Source organism: Saccharopolyspora sp. NPDC002376 (assembly GCF_053593195.1).
Map to the genome: position 1 here is coordinate 59,655 of NZ_JBSFBZ010000021.1, position 16,271 is coordinate 75,925.

17 protein-coding genes are annotated in these 16,271 nt (G+C 68.6%); 10 read left to right on the plus strand and 7 right to left on the minus strand.

Annotation, left to right across the window (positions count from 1 at the left end; genetic code table 11):
- Positions 1–14: 14 nt before the first annotated feature.
- Complete coding sequence (locus ACWCO2_RS16470) at positions 15–311, plus strand: helix-turn-helix domain-containing protein (protein ID WP_450128576.1); 297 nt, start codon at positions 15–17, stop codon at positions 309–311.
- Between the two features lie 54 nt (positions 312–365).
- Here the strand turns inward: ACWCO2_RS16470 and ACWCO2_RS16475 are convergent, their stop codons facing one another.
- From ACWCO2_RS16475 to ACWCO2_RS16485, 3 genes are all read right to left on the minus strand, one after another.
- Positions 366–1,211: a M23 family metallopeptidase gene (locus ACWCO2_RS16475; RefSeq protein WP_450128577.1), complete on the minus strand. Its 846-nt coding sequence runs from the start codon at positions 1,209–1,211 to the stop codon at positions 366–368.
- A 59-nt stretch (positions 1,212–1,270) separates the two neighbouring features.
- On the minus strand, positions 1,271–2,851 hold the full coding sequence (locus ACWCO2_RS16480) for a glycoside hydrolase family 13 protein (RefSeq protein ID WP_450128578.1): 1,581 nt from the start codon (positions 2,849–2,851) through the stop codon (positions 1,271–1,273).
- Between the two features lie 65 nt (positions 2,852–2,916).
- Positions 2,917–3,939: a LacI family DNA-binding transcriptional regulator gene (locus ACWCO2_RS16485; RefSeq protein WP_450128579.1), complete on the minus strand. Its 1,023-nt coding sequence runs from the start codon at positions 3,937–3,939 to the stop codon at positions 2,917–2,919.
- A gap of 193 nt (positions 3,940–4,132) precedes the next feature.
- Here ACWCO2_RS16485 and ACWCO2_RS16490 point away from each other — a divergent pair, with 193 nt between their 5' ends.
- The 5 genes from ACWCO2_RS16490 (at position 4,133) to ACWCO2_RS16510 (ending at position 9,229) form a co-directional block, all read left to right on the plus strand.
- Complete coding sequence (locus tag ACWCO2_RS16490; RefSeq protein ID WP_450128580.1) at positions 4,133–5,365, plus strand: extracellular solute-binding protein; 1,233 nt, start codon at positions 4,133–4,135, stop codon at positions 5,363–5,365.
- Between the two features lie 7 nt (positions 5,366–5,372).
- Complete coding sequence (locus ACWCO2_RS16495) at positions 5,373–6,296, plus strand: carbohydrate ABC transporter permease (protein WP_450128581.1); 924 nt, start codon at positions 5,373–5,375, stop codon at positions 6,294–6,296.
- Position 6,297: 1 nt separating this feature from the next.
- Positions 6,298–7,194 (plus strand): sugar ABC transporter permease, encoded by an 897-nt coding sequence (locus ACWCO2_RS16500; protein ID WP_450128582.1) that lies wholly within the window; start codon positions 6,298–6,300, stop codon positions 7,192–7,194.
- A 345-nt stretch (positions 7,195–7,539) separates the two neighbouring features.
- Positions 7,540–8,436 carry a homocysteine S-methyltransferase gene (gene mmuM, locus ACWCO2_RS16505; protein WP_450128583.1) on the plus strand — a complete coding sequence of 299 codons (897 nt, stop codon included), beginning with the start codon at positions 7,540–7,542 and terminating at the stop codon, positions 8,434–8,436.
- 58 nt (positions 8,437–8,494) lie between these two features.
- A complete protein-coding gene (locus tag ACWCO2_RS16510; protein ID WP_450128584.1) occupies positions 8,495–9,229 on the plus strand; it encodes an SAM-dependent methyltransferase in 735 nt (244 codons plus the stop codon).
- Here ACWCO2_RS16510 and ACWCO2_RS16515 read toward each other — a convergent pair.
- The 3 genes from ACWCO2_RS16515 to ACWCO2_RS16525 form a co-directional block, all read right to left on the minus strand.
- Complete coding sequence (locus ACWCO2_RS16515) at positions 9,226–10,419, minus strand: YncE family protein (RefSeq protein ID WP_450128585.1); 1,194 nt, start codon at positions 10,417–10,419, stop codon at positions 9,226–9,228. The genes ACWCO2_RS16510 and ACWCO2_RS16515 overlap by 4 nt on opposite strands.
- 162 nt (positions 10,420–10,581) lie before the next feature.
- Positions 10,582–12,012 carry an alpha-amylase gene (locus ACWCO2_RS16520; RefSeq protein ID WP_450128586.1) on the minus strand — a complete coding sequence of 477 codons (1,431 nt, stop codon included), beginning with the start codon at positions 12,010–12,012 and terminating at the stop codon, positions 10,582–10,584.
- A gap of 115 nt (positions 12,013–12,127) precedes the next feature.
- Positions 12,128–13,057: a carbohydrate kinase family protein gene (locus ACWCO2_RS16525; protein ID WP_450128621.1), complete on the minus strand. Its 930-nt coding sequence runs from the start codon at positions 13,055–13,057 to the stop codon at positions 12,128–12,130.
- A gap of 141 nt (positions 13,058–13,198) precedes the next feature.
- Here ACWCO2_RS16525 and ACWCO2_RS16530 point away from each other — a divergent pair, with 141 nt between their 5' ends.
- Together ACWCO2_RS16530 and ACWCO2_RS16535 are read left to right on the plus strand one after the other, a co-directional pair.
- The gene (locus ACWCO2_RS16530; protein WP_450128587.1) at positions 13,199–13,414 is read left to right on the plus strand and encodes an RNA-binding S4 domain-containing protein; all 216 of its coding nucleotides are present in this window, start codon (positions 13,199–13,201) and stop codon (positions 13,412–13,414) included.
- Between the two features lie 230 nt (positions 13,415–13,644).
- A complete protein-coding gene (locus tag ACWCO2_RS16535; RefSeq protein WP_450128588.1) occupies positions 13,645–14,274 on the plus strand; it encodes a TetR/AcrR family transcriptional regulator in 630 nt (209 codons plus the stop codon).
- A gap of 178 nt (positions 14,275–14,452) precedes the next feature.
- Here ACWCO2_RS16535 and ACWCO2_RS16540 read toward each other — a convergent pair whose 3' ends face one another.
- Entirely contained in the window at positions 14,453–14,818 is a 366-nt protein-coding gene (locus tag ACWCO2_RS16540; RefSeq protein WP_270949466.1) for a HesB/IscA family protein, read from the minus strand.
- Between the two features lie 249 nt (positions 14,819–15,067).
- Between ACWCO2_RS16540 and ACWCO2_RS16545 the strand changes: the two genes are divergently transcribed.
- Complete coding sequence (locus ACWCO2_RS16545; protein ID WP_450128589.1) at positions 15,068–15,706, plus strand: DUF3043 domain-containing protein; 639 nt, start codon at positions 15,068–15,070, stop codon at positions 15,704–15,706.
- 12 nt (positions 15,707–15,718) lie between these two features.
- Positions 15,719–16,258, plus strand: a complete 540-nt coding sequence (gene cobU, locus ACWCO2_RS16550; RefSeq protein WP_450128590.1) for a bifunctional adenosylcobinamide kinase/adenosylcobinamide-phosphate guanylyltransferase — start codon at positions 15,719–15,721, stop codon at positions 16,256–16,258.
- Positions 16,259–16,271: the final 13 nt, after the last annotated feature.

Genomic DNA, 16,271 nt, shown 5'->3' on the forward strand with positions numbered 1-16,271 from the left:
GGGGAGTGACGGACGTGGCCGAGTCGGATTGGGAGTCGCTGCGCGATCGCCGGATGGCGGAACCAGGCGCCAGTGAAACGTACGAAGCTACCCGGATCGCCTACGAGCTGGGCCGAACCACCCGCGAGCTGCGCGAACAGCGGGCGTGGACGCAGTCCCAGCTGGCCGAAGCCGCAGGGATGTCGCAGCCCGCTGTGGCGCGATTCGAGGCCGGGGGCACCATCCCGACCATCCCGCTCCTCGAGCAGCTGGCGCGAGCTCTCGGCGTGGAATTGGTCGTGCGGTTCGATTCCCGGAGCTCGGCGGCCTGAAGGTACTGAGCGCGGGAGCCGGTTGGAGCCGGTTTTCGCACTCACGACCGTTTGTCAGCCGCAGTGTTCGAAGGGGCTTTCGTAGGAGTTGGAGCCGACTGAGCCGCCCCACTTCACGCAGGTTGCGCCGGCGGCTTGGCGGACCGGGCCCGCGTAGTAGGTGAAGTTGCCGGAGTCGGTCGCCCGGGTTTTGCCCTGGACCTCCAGGAAGGCCGCCGTCGGGGACGCCGTGCCCAGCGAGGTCGACTTGAGCGTCACCACGCAGTTGTTCTTGTTCGAGGCGTTGTAGAGCAGGTAGACCGTGCCCGAACCCGACAACGCCTTCGAGTTGATCACGCTGTAGCCCGCGCCGCACACCTCGGTCGGCGTGTACGGGTTGCCGCCGCAGTTGTTCTTGCTGGTGAACGACGTCTTGCCGTAGTAGGGCACCGCGACGCCGTTGAGCACCGCCTTGACCGCGGTTCCGCTCTGGATCTGTTCGTAGTGCAGATGAGGGCCAGTCACACCGCCGGTGGCGCCCGCGGTGCCGATCTTCGCGCCGAGAGACACCTTCTGCCCCACCGAAACAGCCTGCGTGGACAGGTGGGCGTAGCGGGTGCGCCAGCCGCTGCCGTGGTCCAGCTCGATCCAGCGGCCGTAGCTGGTGCTTCCCTCGTCGGCGACTCGGGTGACCGTGCCCGCCGCCGAGGCGAGCACCGGCATGCCGGTGATGCCGGACTTCTGGAAGTCCACCGAGTTCGCCGGGTTGTGGCCGCTGAACGTCGCGGCCGTCACGGTGACGCCGCATTCGAAGGGGACCTGGAAGTTCGGCGCGGCGGACGCGGGCGCCTGCCCGAGCCCGACCACGCCCAACGCCGCGAGCGCGAGTGCCGCCACACCCGTGCCTAATCGTCGGAACATGAACCACCTCCAGTGGGAAGGGGATCCATGCGACCACGCCAGAAACGGGAAGAACAGACCTATTGGGCGGATTCTTCGTGAATCCTTCCCAGCCACACCGTGGTCGCGCCCGGCAGCACGCCGTCCCAGGTCGTGCCCGCATCGCTTCGGCAGAGGACGCGGCCGGGCAGGTCCAGGGAAACCGGTGTTGTGCCGAAGTTGGTGGCGCACGAGAAATCCGAGCCGCGACGGAAGATCAGCACGTCTTCGGGGGCATCCACCCACTCCAACTCACCGTCGCCGAGCGCTGGATTCTCTCGCCGCAGCGCCAAAGCATCGCGGTACGTGCGTAGCACCGAACCTTCGCTGCGCGCCTGTACTTCAGCAGTCAACGCCGCCCACTCCTCCGGCACGGGCAACCAGCTTTCCCCCGTGCTGAAGCCGAAGGGCGTCTGGTCGCCGGACCACGGGATCGGCACCCGGCATCCGTCGCGGCCCGGATCCGTGCCACCGGAGCGCTTCCAGATCGGGTCCTGGCGCACTTCGTCGGGCAGCTCCCGCACCTCGGGCAGCCCGAGCTCCTCGCCCTGGTAGACGTAAACCGAGCCGGGCAGCGCGAAGCTGAGCAGCGCTGCCGCGCGGGCTCGCCGAGAGCCGAGTTCTCCGCCGCCATAACGAGTCACCGGGCGTTGGACGTCGTGGTTGCCCAGCACCCAGGTCGTGGTCGCGCCGACTTCCGCCGTGGTGGCCAGGGAATCCGCCACCACCTTCCGGAAATCCCCCGCCGACCAGGGCGCTTCCAGCAGCGCGAAGTTGAACGCCTGGTGCAGCTCGTCGGGGCGCACGTAGCGGGCCAGCCGCTCGCTGGTCGACGCCCACGCCTCGGCCACCCCGATGCGCGTGCCCTGGTAGGAGTCGAAGAGCTGCCGCCAGTCGCGGTAGATCTCGTGCACCTCGTCTTGGTCGAAGTACGGCAGTTCACCGCGCCCCAGCAGGGAGATCTGCCCGTCGCGGCCGGTGTCGGGCAGGTCCGGGTGCTTGATCATGCCGTGCGCCACGTCGATCCGGAACCCGTCCACACCGCGGTCCAGCCAGAACTTCAGCGCCTTGCGGAAGTCCGCGCGCACCTGCGGGTTCCGCCAGTTCAGGTCGGGTTGCCGCGGGTCGAACAGGTGCAGGTACCACTGGCCGTCGTCGATCCTGGTCCAGGCCGGGCCGCCGAAGATCGACTCCCAGTCGTTCGGCGGCAGTTCGCCGTGCTCGCCCCGGCCGTCGCGGAACAGGTAGCGGTCGCGGGCCGGGCCGCCGGGCTCGGCGGCTAGTGCCTCGGCGAACCACGGGTGCTCGTCGGAGGTGTGGTTGGGCACGACGTCGACCAGGACCCGCAGGCCGAGCCCGTGCGCGCGGGTGAGCAGCGCGTCGAAATCGGTGAGCGTGCCGAACATCGGGTCCACACCGCAGTAATCGGCGACGTCGTAGCCGCCATCGGCCATCGGCGAGGGGAAGAACGGGGTCAGCCAGACAGCGTCGACACCGAGATCCACCAAGTGCGGCAGTCGTTCCCGGATCCCGGTCAAGTCGCCGATGCCGTCGCCGTTGCTGTCGGCGAAGCTGCGCACGTAGACCTGGTAAACGACGGCGTCACGCCACCAACTCGACATTCGCTGCTCCTCCTGCGTGGGTGTTCGGGTGGGCAGTTTTGGGCAAAACTGACGCCCGGCGCCGGTCAGAGCGACCGGGTGGACTCGCGGACGATCAGGTGGGGCCGGAACATGCGGCTGAAGTTGGTCGAAGCGCCCACCGGCTCGTCCGGGTCGAGCTGGCGGGTCAGCTCGTCGACCGCCGCGGCGGCCATGTCGTGGATCGGCTGGGCCAGCGTGGTCAGGGCGGGCTGGCAGTAGGCGGCCAGCGGGATGTCGTCGAAGCCGACCACCGAAACGTCCTCCGGCGTGGCCAATCCACGACGCTTCGCCTCCCGCATCGCACCGAGCGCCATGACGTCCGACGAGCACAGCACGGCCGTCGGCCGCGGGCCGTCGAGCAGTTCGCCCATCGCCTGCGCGCCGCCTTCAGCGCCGAACGGCGCGTGCGCGACCAGGTCCGCGCGCGGCTCCACGCCGGCTTCTTCCAGCGCCGCCGCCCATCCGGCCCGCTTCATCCGGGACGGCAACGCGCGGGCCGGTCCGCTGACGAAACCGATGTGGCGGTGACCGAGTTCCAGCAGGTGCCGCGCGGCGGTGTAGCCGGCCAGGTGCTCGTCGACGGTGATGTCCGGGACATCGAGACTCGGCGCGCTGCCGTTGACGAACACCATCCGGATGCCCTCGGCGCTCAACTTCTCGTAGTAGCCCCGGGTTCGGCGCTCGTCGTTGTCCGGGTTGGCGATCTCCGGCGACACGAAGATCATGCCCTCGACCCCGCGCGCGACCAGCATCCGGACGTAATCCTTCTCGGTCATCGCTGCCCGCGTGTTGCACAGCAGCGACGAGTAACCCGCCAGCGAGGCACGGCTTTCCAGCGCTTCGGCGAACGCCGGGAACACCGGGTTGGACAGCTCCGGAACCAGCAGGCCGATGACACCGGTGCGGCGCAGCGCGCCGGTGCCGCGGGCGGTGTGCGGCATCTGGTTGAGCACTTCGAGGACGCGCTGGCGGGTCTCCTCCTTGATGCCCGCCTTGCGGTTGAGCACCCGGCTCACGGTGGAGACGCTCACCCCCGCCGCCTGGGCGATATCGGCCAGACCCGCCACTGCTCGACTCCCGTCGCGCCGGAACCACCTGCTGCCGCAATCCTGCACACGATCGAAATTTTTTGCAAACATCTCGCAGCAACGATCGCGACCAGATTCCGCCAGTTCGCTGAACATCTTGACTTGCATCACATCACGGGTATGCAATTTGACGCCGAGTGTTCGCAAATTTTTGCAAACAGGAGGTGTGGGCATGAGATCGAAGGCCACGATCGGCGTCGCTCTGGGCCTGGTCGGTGCGATCGCAGCCGGGTGCGGCGGCAGCAGCGGCAACCCCGACGAGGTCGTCTTCTGGGACACCAGCGGCTCATCGGAGAGCGGCGTGTTCCGCGAGATCGCGGCCGACTGCGCCCGCACCGGCGGCTACCAGGTGCGCGTCGAGACGGTCTCCTTCGACCAGACCTTGAACAACTACAAGACCGCAGCGCAGGGCGGGCAGGGTCCGGACGTGCTGCGCGCCGACGTCGGCTGGGTCGCCCAGCTCGCGAAGGCCGGGCTGATCCGGGACCTGTCGGAGACTCCGCTGGCCGGCGACACCGCCGATTTCTTACCCGCGCCGCTGGAATCCACCAAGTTCGAGGGCAAGACCTACGCCGTTCCGCAGGTCACCGACACCCTCGCGCTCTTCTACAACAAGGCGCAGCTGGCGCAGGCCGGCGTCGAACCGCCGAAGACCTGGGACGAGCTCCACCAAGTCGCGCCCAAGCTCGGTGGAGACCGGGCGCTGTTCATCAACAACGACGAGTACTACGCGCTGCCGTTCCTCTACACCTACGGCGGCGACCTGGTGGACGCGGAATCCCAGACCATCACGGTGAATTCCCCCGAATCCGCACGCGGCGTGCAGGTCGCCAAGGACCTGATCGACGCCGGCGCCGCGCGCACCGCGCTCGACCAGCCGAACTCCTACACCACCATGAAGGCCGCCTTCACCTCCGGTGACGTGGCGATGGTGATCGACGGGCCGTGGGCGGTCTCGGAGTTCACCCAGTCCGAGCAGTTCGCCAACCCCGACAACCTCGGCATCGCTCCCGTGCCCGGTTCGGCCACGCCGTCGCCGGTGGGCGGCCACGACTACGTGATCCGGCAGGGCAGCGACGCCACCGAGAACTCGGTCGAGTTCATCCAGTGCATGAGCAGCGCCGAGAACCAGGCGAAGATCGCCGCGAAGCTCGGGCTGCTGCCGACCCGCCAGTCCGCCTACGACGACCCCGCGGTGGCGCAGAACCCGGTGGTCTCGGCGTTCCGACCGCTGGCGGCCAGCGCGCACGACCGGCCGTGGATCCCGGAGAACAGCGAGCTGCTCGAGCCGCTGCAGACCGCCTACGGCGACATCCTGTCCGGGCGCAAGGAGACCGGCGCCGCGCTCGACGAACTCGCGGGGACCTACAAGGCCTCCGTCGTCCCCGGCTACGCGCAGCGCTGAGGTCGCCATGCGGTTGCCGAAAATGCTTGCGCGGCACTGGTTCGCCTACGCGATGGTCCTGCCCGTCGTGGCGGTGCTCGCGCTGGTCGTGGTGCTCCCGCTGATCCAGGGGTTGTTCTTCGGGTTCACCGACATCAACGACACCAACATCGCCAACCCGGTGCTGGACCGGGACGCCAGCTACGAGTTCACCGGGCTCGCCAACTTCCTCAACGTGCTGTCCGGGGATCCGGCCTACGGCTCGTTCTGGACGACGCTGGTGCGGACGGTCATCTGGACCGCGACGTGCGTGTTCTGCCACTACTCGATCGGCTTGGCGCTGGCGATGCTGCTCAACCGGCAGCTGCGGTTCCGCGGGCTGTACCGGGTGCTGCTGATCCTGCCGTGGGCGGTTCCGGTGTTCATCAGCGCGTTCGCCTGGCGGTACCTGTTCAACTCCGAGTACGGGCTGATCAACTGGGCCCTGGAGTCGGTGGGGCTGCCGCCGCAGGTGTGGCTGGGGCAGTCCGACCTGGCGCTGGTGTCGGTGATCATCGTCAACGTCTGGCTGGGCGTCCCGTTCATGATGGTGGCGCTGCTGGGCGGCCTGCAATCCATCCCGTCGGACCTGCACGAGGCGGCCGAGATCGACGGGGCCACGCCGTGGCAGCGGTTCGTGCACGTGACGCTGCCGGGGCTGCGGCCGGTGTCGAGCTCGGTGGTGCTGCTCGGGGTGATCTGGACGTTCAACATGTTCCCGGTGATCTACCTGATCACCGAGAACAACCCGCACACCCGGATCCTGGTCACCTACGCCTTCGAGCGGTTCTTCTCCGGCGCGACCCGGGATTACGCGCTCGCCTCGACCTACGGCGTGCTGATCCTGTCGCTCCTGCTGGTGTTCGCCGCCATCTACCGCCGCGCGATGCGCCGGCAGGGGGAGGTGCTCTGAGATGTCCATCGACGCGGCCTCGCTGCGCGCCACGACCACGGCAACCCGGACTGCGATGCGGCGCAAGCGATCCACCGCGGCCAGCATCGGGCTGCACGCGGCTCTGGTGGTGGCGTCGCTGATCGCGGTGTTCCCGGTGCTCTGGGTGCTGGTGGTGTCGTTCAAACCGGACGCCAAGGCCATCGAGCCGACCCCAACGCTGTTCGTAGATTCCACAGTGGACAACTACTGGAACGTGCTCTCCGGCGCCAAGGGGTCGTTCCTGAGCTGGTTCGGCAACTCGGTGCTGATCGCGGCGCTGACCACGGTGCTCGGGGTGCTGCTGGCGGCCACCACCGCCTACGCGGCCAGCCGCTTCCGCTTCCCCGGTCGCGGCTGGCTGCTGCTGTCGTTCCTGGTCGTGCAGATGTTCCCGTTCGCGGTGCTGATCGTGCCGCTGTACAACATCCTGCTGACGCTGGGGCTGCAGGGCAGTGCGCTCGGCCTGGTGCTGGTGTACTGCAGCACCGCGATCCCGTTCTGCACCTACATGCTCAAGGGCTACTTCGACGGGATCCCCAGCGAGATCGACGAGGCGGGCCGGGTGGACGGGCTCTCTCCGTTCGGCGTGTTCTGGCGGCTCGTGCTGCCGTTGGCCAAGCCGGGGCTGGCGGTGACGGCGTTCTACTCGTTCATCGTCGCGTGGAGCGAAGTCGCCTTCGCCTCGGCGTTCCTGTCCGCCGAGGACCGCTCGAAGACCCTGGCGGTCGGCCTGCAGGTCTTCGTCCAGCAGAACCAGGCGGAGTGGGGCCACCTCGCCGCGGCATCGGTCCTGGTGGCGATCCCCGCCGTGGTCGTCTTCTACCTGGTCCAACGCTTCCTCGTCGGAGGCCTCACCGCAGGCAGCGTCAAGTCCTGACCCCGGAGTTCCGCGATTTCAATGGAAATTGGACGTCCGATTTCCATTGAGATTGCGAACCACCGGAGTGTCGGACCCCAACACACCGACACACGTCGGCCGATCCCCCGAACCGTTCCCCCGCTCCGCCGCAGCCGGTCCGGCACGTCGGTATCCAGTGGAACCACAGTTTCAATTGAAACTGTGATCCGCCGTGGGTGGGTTTTACAGTTTCAATTGAAACTGTGGTTCGACGGCGGAACGCCGGGGACCTTCCGGTGGGACCTGGCCGGCGGTGGGATCGGGCGGGCGAAAGGTGAATTGTGTGGTCGTGCGGGTGTTGGGGGTCGCACTACGCTGGGCGGTATGAACGCGTTCACGCTGGGTGGGGCGACCACGATCCTGGACGGCGGTCTGGCCACCGAGCTGGAGGCGCTCGGGCACAACCTCTCCGATTCTCTGTGGTCGGCCCGGCTGCTGGCCGATTCACCGGAGGAGATCGTCGCCGCGCACGCCGCATTCTTCCGCGCTGGGGCCGAGATCGCGACGACTGCCAGCTACCAGGCGAGCTTCGAGGGCTTCGCCGCGCACGGCATCGAGCGCGACGAGGCTGCGAAGCTGATGCGCCGCAGCGTGGAGCTGGCCCGGCTGGCCGGTGACGTCGAGCCGGGGCGGCACCGCTGGGTCGCGGCGTCGATCGGCCCGTACGGCGCGATGCTCGCCGACGGCTCGGAGTACCGCGGCCGCTACGGCCGCACCAAGCGCGAGCTGCGCGACTTCCACCGCCCTCGGATGGAGGTGCTGGCCGAGTCCGTCCCGGACGTCTTCGCCCTGGAGACGGTCCCGGACGTCGACGAAGCCGAAGCGCTCGTCGACGCCCTCGACGGGCTCGACGTCCCGGCCTGGCTGTCGTTCACCACCAGCGGCGACCGCACGCGCGCCGGACAGCCTCTCGCGGAAGCCTTCGCGGTGGCCGAGAGCGCGGGGATCATCGCGGTCGGCGTCAACTGCTCGGCTCCCGAGGATGTGCTGACTGCGATCGAAATCGCTTGCCAGACAACGACGAAGCCGATCGTGGTCTACCCGAACAGCGGCGAAAGCTGGGACGCGCAGCAACGCTCTTGGACAGGCCGATCCCAGCTGTCCCCCGATCTGGCCCGCACCTGGCGCGATGCCGGTGCCCGCGTGATCGGCGGTTGCTGCCGGGTCAGCCCCGACGACATCTCCGCGATCGCCGAAGCCCTGATCGACCCGGCGCACTGAAAATCGGTTGCCGTCGAACGGCCGGACGCTCCAAGCTGGGATCGGCGAAGGAGCGCATATGGAAACGGAATTCGACGCTGAAGGCCTGTTCGACGACGACTACCTGTACTTCTACCGAGACCTGATCGATCCGCGCAGCGATGCCGAAGCGGGCCTGATCTGGGACCTGCTCGACCTCGAACCGGGGTCGGAGCTGCTGGACCTGGCCTGCGGGCACGGCCGACTGGCCAACCCGCTGGCAGAACGGGGCTGCCAGGTGACCGGCCTGGACAGCGCCGAGCCGTTCCTGGAGCACGCCCGCGCCGACGCCGCTGCCCGGGGTGTCGAGGTCGACTACCGGCTGGGCGACATGCGCGAGCTGCCCTGGACCGACCGGTTCGACGCGGTCATCAACTGGTTCACCGCCTTCGGCTACTTCTCCGACGAGGGCAACCGCGAGGTCTTGGCCCAGGTCCACCGAGCGCTGCGACCAGGTGGGAGGTTCGCGATGGAGCTCAACAACGTCGCGAACCTCCTCCCCCGCTACCAACGCGATGTCGTCCGCAACATCGGCGAGGACATGGCGATCGACCAGCACCACCTGGACCCGCTCACCCTCCGGTCCCACGTGCAGCGAACGCTGCTCCGAGGCGGCGAGAAGCGGACCGTCCGCTACTCGGTCCGCCTGTTCACCGTCCCGGAGCTGCGAACCTGGCTCGCTGGAACGGGTTTCGACGACATCGAGTTCCGCGGCGAGGACGGCGAACCGCTGACCAACGACCACCGCCGGATGATCGTCACCGCCCGCGCCTAGCCGGCCAGGACGTCGGTGGGGACGGCGTAGCCGCGGACTCGTTGCGGGTGGTCGCCGACCGGGATGCGGGCCACCTCGGTGGATCCGTTGAAGTCGACCACGGTGATGTCGTCGCTGTCGCTGTTGGACAGCACGCAGTACTGGCCGTTCGGGGTGGCCGCCGCCCAGTAGGGCTTCTTACCGGTGGGGATCAGGGCGTCGGTGGTCAGGCTCGGCACCGAGACGATGGCGGCGTAGTCCGACACCGTGCCCGCGTCGCAGAGCTTCGTGCCGTCGCCGTTGATCGCCAGCCCGTGGTGCGCGGAGTCGAGCGGATATTCGTCGCGCCGGAGCTTCTTCGCGTCCTCGGACAGCGGCAGGTGCACGGTCCGGGTGATGCGCTTCTCCACCAGGTCGTACTCGACGAACCCGTGGTGGAAGGACAGCTGCGCGTACATGGTCCGCCCGTCGGGCATCACCAGGAACGGGCGGATCCCGACCCCGAAGTCGATCACGTCGGTGACCTGGTTGGTCGCGGTGTCCACAATGGTCAGCCACCGGTTGCCCTTGAGCGGGTCCAGCGCGGGTTCGTCGGGCATGATCACCCGGCCGATGGTGGCGTTGTAGAGCGTCCGGCCATCGGTGGAGTACCGGTTCTCGTGCGGGAAGTCGCCGGTCGGGAAGTTGCCGACGACGGCACCGGTGGCCGGGTCGAGCAGCTCCACCAGGTTCGCGGTGGTGGCCGAGACCGCCAGCTGGGAGCCGTCCGGCGACAGCGCCATGTGGTCGGAGCGGTAGCCGCTGACGTCGGTGCGCCACACCTGCTGACCCGAGTCGATCTCGTAGGCCGCGACGTCGCCGAGGCTGGGCCGCGAGACGTACATGGTGCGGCCGTCCGGGGACGCCGCGATGTCGTCGACCAGCTGGTCGTGGCCTTCGCCCGCGGTGTTGCGGATGACGGCCATCGCGACGTGCTCGTCGGGCGTCATCTCAGCGAGCCGTTGCTGGAGGTCGGGGACGACGTCGATGCGCTGGTACTTGCCGAAGTGCTCGGCGTCGACCAGGTCGACGGTGCCGTCCCAGTTGTTGCCGACGAACATGACGTCCCGCTGCGAATCGGCGGCCGCCGACGGAACGGGAGCGAGCGCGACCAGCGCCGCAACGCCGATCGCGCTCAGTCTGGAAATCCTGCTACCAAGCGGAGTCCGCATCCGAACCGCCCTTCTACCGCCAAGTGGGACAACACACCCAACGAACATGAGACCGATTCAGATATGGCTCGACACGGATTCGTCCAGCCAGAGCTGTGATCACTTCGTGGCGCGATAGCCCCACGAAGTGATCACAGCCTTGCTGACCTGGCCGAACAGTGCTCAGAGCTTCGCGTCGACGTGCAGCGCGATGCCGGATTTCGGCGCGACCGCGGCGTCGAACCGGCCGCCCTCCCCGACCTCGACGGTCGCGCCGGTGCACGACCCGTCCACCAGGTCCCCGCTCATCACGTCGCAGTAGGTCCCGGCGGGCAGCGAGCTCTGGAAGGTCTGCGACAGCTCGCCGCCCTCCCGGTTGAGCGCCACGAATCCCTTGTCACCGCGCCCGAAAGCGACCTGCCCGCCGCCGTTGTCCCACCAATTCGTCAGGTCGGTGCCCTGCACCGCACCGTGGAACCCGGCCATCCCGGCGATGATCGGCCGCCGGTGCTCGCACACCCACGCCGAGTCGTCGCAACCGGCCACCTTCGTGGTCCCGTCCGCCTCGGCGGGCGGCCCCGCCTCAGCATCGTCGAAGGCGAAGCTGGAGATCAGCTGCGGAGTCCCGTACGGGTAGGCGAGCTCGAACGCGACCGACAGGTCGTAGGTGACGCCGTCCTTGTAGGTCAGGATCGGTGAGCTGCGCTGCGTATCGTGGTTGTCGATGAACACCACGGCCTGATCGCTGGGCAGCGACATCCGCTCCGGCAGGTTCGACAGCTGCGCCAGCGCCCCGTCCCGGAAGGCGTTGGCGACGGCGCCGTAGTAGCCGAACTCGGTGACGTCACCGTTGCCGGTGTACTCCCCCGCCGTCGTCGTGCTGTCCCCGATCACCTCCTGGAAGACGTACGGCCGCGCGCCCGTGCCGGGAACGTTCTGCAGCGCGCCGAAGACCGCGCCGACGTCCTCCGGCGACATGTGCTTGACCCCGTCCACCCGGAAGCCCGAAACCCCCAGGCTCACCAGGTCGTTGAGGTAGGCGATCTGGGTGTTGCGCACGTACTCGGACTCGGTGGCCAGGTCCGCCAGACCGACCAGCTCGCAGTTGCGCACCTCCCACTTGTCCTCGTAGTTGCTGATGTCGCGGCGACAACCGTGGAAGTCGGCATCGGAGTACACGCCGGGGTAGTCGTACTTGTCGTACGTCGAGCCACCGCTGCCCGGCCCGCTGCCGTCCGAACTGCCAGCGCTCATGTGGTTGACCACCGCGTCGACGTAGATCTCCACGGCCGCGTCGTTGCAGGTCCGCACCATCGAGGAGAACTGCTCGCGGTCACCGCGACGGCTCTTCAGCTGGTAGCTCACCGGCTGATAGTCCTGGTACCAGGGGTAGCCCTTGTCGCCGAGCACCACGTGCTCCTGCGGCGGCGACACCTGGACGGCGCCGAAACCCTTGGGGCCCAAGAAGTCCGTGCACTCCCGCGCGATGGATTCCCACGGCCACTGGAACATCTGGACGATCGGTCCGCGCACCGGAGCGGACTCCGCGGTCGCGGCGGGCACCATCGACGCTCCGCCGACCGCCGCGGCGAGCGCGACCAACGCCAATCGCATGACAACCTCCTCAGCGTGGAGCGGTCGTCATCGATCACATTTTCTTGCACGAGTTAAGTCAACACGCCAGCAGAACATGGCATGAACTGCCCAGATCCCTGCAAGAGTTTGCAAGCTATGCCAGCAGTGGCGCCACTTCCACCGCCGCGGCAGCCCCGTAGGCGTCGGTGAAGCGCCGCAGCGATCGCCCGTGGTCCAGGGTCCACTCCTGCGTCCCGGTCACCTCCAGGACGTGCACCGCGATCAACGATCCCAACTGCGCGGAACGCTCCCACGACAGTCCAGTTTGGACACCAGCGAGAAAGCCCGCCCGGAACCCGTCGCCCACCCCGGTCGGATCGACCCGGCCGCGGTCCGGAACCGCCGGCACCAGCGACCGTTCGCCGTCGCGGCCCACGACCTCCGCACCCGACGCGCCGAGCGTGGTGATCCGGACGCCGACCCGGTCTCGCACGTCGGACTCGGTCCACCCGGTCTTCTGCAGCAGCAGACCCCACTCGTACTTGTTGGTGAACAGGTACTCCGCCCCGTCGACCACCCGCCGCACCTGCTCGCCGTCGAGCCGGGCCAGCTGCTGCGACGGGTCGCTGGCGAACGGGTAGCCGCGTTGACGGCACTCGTCGGCGTGCCGCAGCATCGCCAGCGGATCGTTCGGGCTGATCAGCACCAGGTCGACGGCGGTGCGCGCGAGCACCGGCGCCAGCTCGACGTTACGGGCCTCGGCCATCGCCCCGGCGTAGAAGGAGGCGATCTGGTTGAACTCCTCGTCGGTGGTGCACACGAACCGCGCGGTGTGCGCGACCTCCGAGACGCGCACGCCCGAGCAGTCCACGCCGTTGCGCTCCAACCAGGAGCGGTAGTCGGCGAAGTCGTCACCAACCGCGCCGATCAGCACCGGCCGCTGCCCCAGCAAGCCCAGCGCGAAGGCGATGTTGGCCGCGGCCCCGCCCCGCCGCACCACGAGGTCGTCGACCAGGAAGCTCAGCGAGACCTGCGCCAGGTTGTCGGCGACGAGCTGGTCGGTGAACCGGCCGGGGAAGTGCATCAGGTGATCGGTGGCGATGCTGCCGGTGACGGCGACGGGCACGACAACCTCCCAGGTGTCGCAGCAGGTGAGCGCACGCGCACCGAGGGTACCGCCGCCGGGGGCGCCCGGCTGCCGCGCGCGACGGCGGACAATGGGCGCATGCGCGATGTGGAGATCCGGGACGACATGATCCGGCTCGGACAGCTGCTGAAGCTGGCGGGCCTGGTCGAGGACGGCGCGGAGGCGAAGGAGGTCCTCGAAGAGGGCCTGGTCAAGGTCAACGGCGCGGTGGAAACCCGCCGCGGCAAGCAGATCACCGAAGGCGACGAGGTCATCCTCGGCCCCGAAATCATCCGGGTCGTCACCGCTGGCTGAAGCCTCTGAGCGGCGATGGTTGCGCTCACGACCATCGCCGCTCACGAACCAGGGTGCTTCGTGGACGATCCGCCCGTCGACGATCGTGCAGGCCACCGGCGGTTCCGGCAGGTCCTCCGGGGCGCAGGTCAGCGGGTCGCCGTCGAACACCGCGAGGTCTGCCCACCTTGATCGCGCCGGTGCGTCACATCCGCCCGGGCCGGTTCCGCAGGTCCTGGACGATCTCCAGGGTGTCGTCGACCGTCCCCGGCAGGCACCACGGCGCCACCACGGTCCGAAGTTCAGGACGGTGCCGAGCCGTCCCAGCTGGACGTGCCCGCCCGGGCCACCCACGTCCCGCGCAGTCGCGCCACCAGAGCGGCGCGGCCAAGCTCGGCATCCAGGCGCCGTCGCTGTACTCGCACGTCGACGGCAAGGACGACATCCTCGAGCTGATCACCGAGATCATCACCGCCGACATCCCGGCCCTGGAACTGCACGCCGCGGACTGGCGTGGCGGCCTGCTGGAGTGGGCCCGCACGTACCACGAGGCGTTCGCCAAGCACCCCAACGCGGTGGGGATCATCGCCCGCCGCGCGGTGACCATCGCCGAATCTCGCCAGGCCTACGAGGACGTCGTCACGATGCTCGTAGAGGCGGGTTTCGCACCGGCGGCGGCGCTGCGCGTGGCGCTCGGCATCGACTACGTGGTCCTGGGCTCGATTTTCGCCCCGTTTTCCCCGACCTTCGACCAACCCCTGGGCGAGGACTACCCAGCCCTGCGCAACGCGATCGACGCCACCGAACCGTCCGAGGTCGACCGCACCGCCTTCCTCGAGTCGGTCCAGGCCTACCTCACCGGCCTTCCGGACCCCACCTGACCGCCCTCCGACCACACCGGGCCCAGCGGCACCCAAACCACAGTTTCAATTGAAACTGTGATCCGTCGTGGGCGGGATTTACAGTTTCAATTGAAACTGTAAATCCCACGGGACCCGGAACGGCGAAGAGGCCGGCACCCCGCGGGGTACCGGCCTCGTGCCAGATCGGCTCGCTCGGTCAGTGGAACGAGTCGCCGCAGGCGCACGACCCGCCCGCGTTCGGGTTGTCGATCGTGAAGCCCTGCTTCTCGATGGAGTCGACGAAGTCGATCGTCGCGCCCTGCAGGTACGGGGCGCTCATCCGGTCGACGACGACGCCCAGGCCCTCGAAGTCCCGGCGCGCGTCACCGTCGAGGGTGCGCTCGTCGAAGAAGAGCTGGTAGCGCAACCCCGCGCAGCCACCGGGCTGGACGGCTATGCGCAGGTGCATGTCGTCGCGGCCCTCCTGGTCCAGCAGGGCCTTGGCCTTCTGGGCCGCCGCGTCGGTCAGCGTGACACCGTGGGCGGGCGCCTCGCTCTCGGTCGTGCTGTTCGGGGCGGTCATGGACTCTCCCTTGAGGTCTCGCTCTGTCCGATTCCGGCGTGTGGTGCAACCGCCAGCCGGACCGGCCTATTCCCGCGGGCTGCCCCGGGGACGTGTTCACCGTCCATGGTGGCACAGCCGCACGCCGAGCTGGTATGACGTGGCTTCGGACTGGCAGGTGGCGGTCTTCACTCCGGAGGGCCCCCGAAAAGTGGACCTTTCGCACGGTCTGCTGCAACAACGCTGAGTGGCGTCGAATACCCTGTTGGAGTGAGGTTCCTTCGTCGCAACAGCGCTGAGCAGGCCGCCAACCCGGAGTCCGAGAACGAGACTGCCCAGTCCGCGGCGGAGCATGCCCCCAACCACACGCCCAAGAAGGGCCGCCCCACGCCGAAGCGCCGGGAAGCCGAGGGCAAGCGGCGCGGCCCGGTCCCGCCGCCGCCGAAGACGCAGCGCGAGGCCATCAAGCGCGCCCGCGGCAACAAGGAGGAACGCCGCCAGGCGACCCGTGAACGCCGCGAGCGGATGATGCAGGGCGACGACCGCTACCTGATGCCCCGCGACAAGGGCCCGGTGCGCGCCTACGTCCGCGACCTGGTGGACACCCGCCGCCACCTGATGGGCCTGTTCATGCCGCTGGTGCTGATCGTGTTCGTCAGCACCCTGTCGCAGAACCTGCTGATCCAGCAGTACGCGACCCTGTTCTGCATGGCCCTGCTGGTGATGATGGTCGTCGAGGGCACCCTGCTCGGCCGCTACATCAACAAGCGGGTCCGCGCGAAGTTCCCGGACTCGCAGGACAAGTCCTTCTCCCTGGGCTGGTACGCCTTCACCCGCGCGATGCAGATCCGCAAGCTCCGCGTCCCGCGCCCCCGCTACACTCCCAAGGACATCGCCAAGCTCGGCTGACCGGAGACCGCAGTGCGCGCGTTGGTGCTTGGTGGGGCTCGTTCTGGGAAGTCCGCTCATGCCGAGGGTTTGGTCCGCGCCGATGAGGTGGTCACCTACGTGGCCACCGCTCGGCGGGTTGCCGGTGACCGCGAGTGGGACGAGCGGATCGCCGCCCACGTCGCTCGGCGGCCCGCTGGCTGGCGGACCGTCGAAGCTCCGGACACCGGCTCGTTGTGCCGGGTTCTGACCGGTGTTCCCGCTGGTGCGTCCGTGCTCGTGGACGACCTGGCCACCTGGTTGACCGGTGTGCTCGACGACGCCGGGGCTTGGGAGCGGGATCCCGCTGCGCTGGAGGTCGTGGCCGCGCGGTGCGATGAGTTCGTCGACGCCGTCACCGGTTGTGCTGGGCGACTGGTGCTCGTTTCCGCCGAGGTCGGGCTGGGCATCGTTCCGGCCACCCGGTCTGGGAGGCTGTTCCGCGACGAGCTCGGCGCGCTCAACGCCCGGCTGGCCGAGGTGTGCGACGAGGTCGTCCTGCTCGTCGCCGGTCTTCCGCTCCGGCTGCGCTGAATCGACACGGAGG

Coding starts and splice junctions, on each gene's coding strand:
- ACWCO2_RS16475 (WP_450128577.1), bottom strand. CDS start 1,211: ATGTTCCGACGATTAGGCACGGGTGTGGCGGCACTCGCGCTCGCGGCG.
- ACWCO2_RS16480 (WP_450128578.1), bottom strand. CDS start 2,851: ATGTCGAGTTGGTGGCGTGACGCCGTCGTTTACCAGGTCTACGTGCGC.
- ACWCO2_RS16490 (WP_450128580.1), top strand. CDS start 4,133: ATGAGATCGAAGGCCACGATCGGCGTCGCTCTGGGCCTGGTCGGTGCG.
- ACWCO2_RS16495 (WP_450128581.1), top strand. CDS start 5,373: ATGCGGTTGCCGAAAATGCTTGCGCGGCACTGGTTCGCCTACGCGATG.
- ACWCO2_RS16500 (WP_450128582.1), top strand. CDS start 6,298: ATGTCCATCGACGCGGCCTCGCTGCGCGCCACGACCACGGCAACCCGG.
- mmuM (WP_450128583.1), top strand. CDS start 7,540: ATGAACGCGTTCACGCTGGGTGGGGCGACCACGATCCTGGACGGCGGT.
- ACWCO2_RS16510 (WP_450128584.1), top strand. CDS start 8,495: ATGGAAACGGAATTCGACGCTGAAGGCCTGTTCGACGACGACTACCTG.
- ACWCO2_RS16515 (WP_450128585.1), bottom strand. CDS start 10,419: ATGCGGACTCCGCTTGGTAGCAGGATTTCCAGACTGAGCGCGATCGGC.
- ACWCO2_RS16520 (WP_450128586.1), bottom strand. CDS start 12,012: ATGCGATTGGCGTTGGTCGCGCTCGCCGCGGCGGTCGGCGGAGCGTCG.
- ACWCO2_RS16525 (WP_450128621.1), bottom strand. CDS start 13,057: ATGCACTTCCCCGGCCGGTTCACCGACCAGCTCGTCGCCGACAACCTG.
- ACWCO2_RS16530 (WP_450128587.1), top strand. CDS start 13,199: ATGCGCGATGTGGAGATCCGGGACGACATGATCCGGCTCGGACAGCTG.
- ACWCO2_RS16540 (WP_270949466.1), bottom strand. CDS start 14,818: ATGACCGCCCCGAACAGCACGACCGAGAGCGAGGCGCCCGCCCACGGT.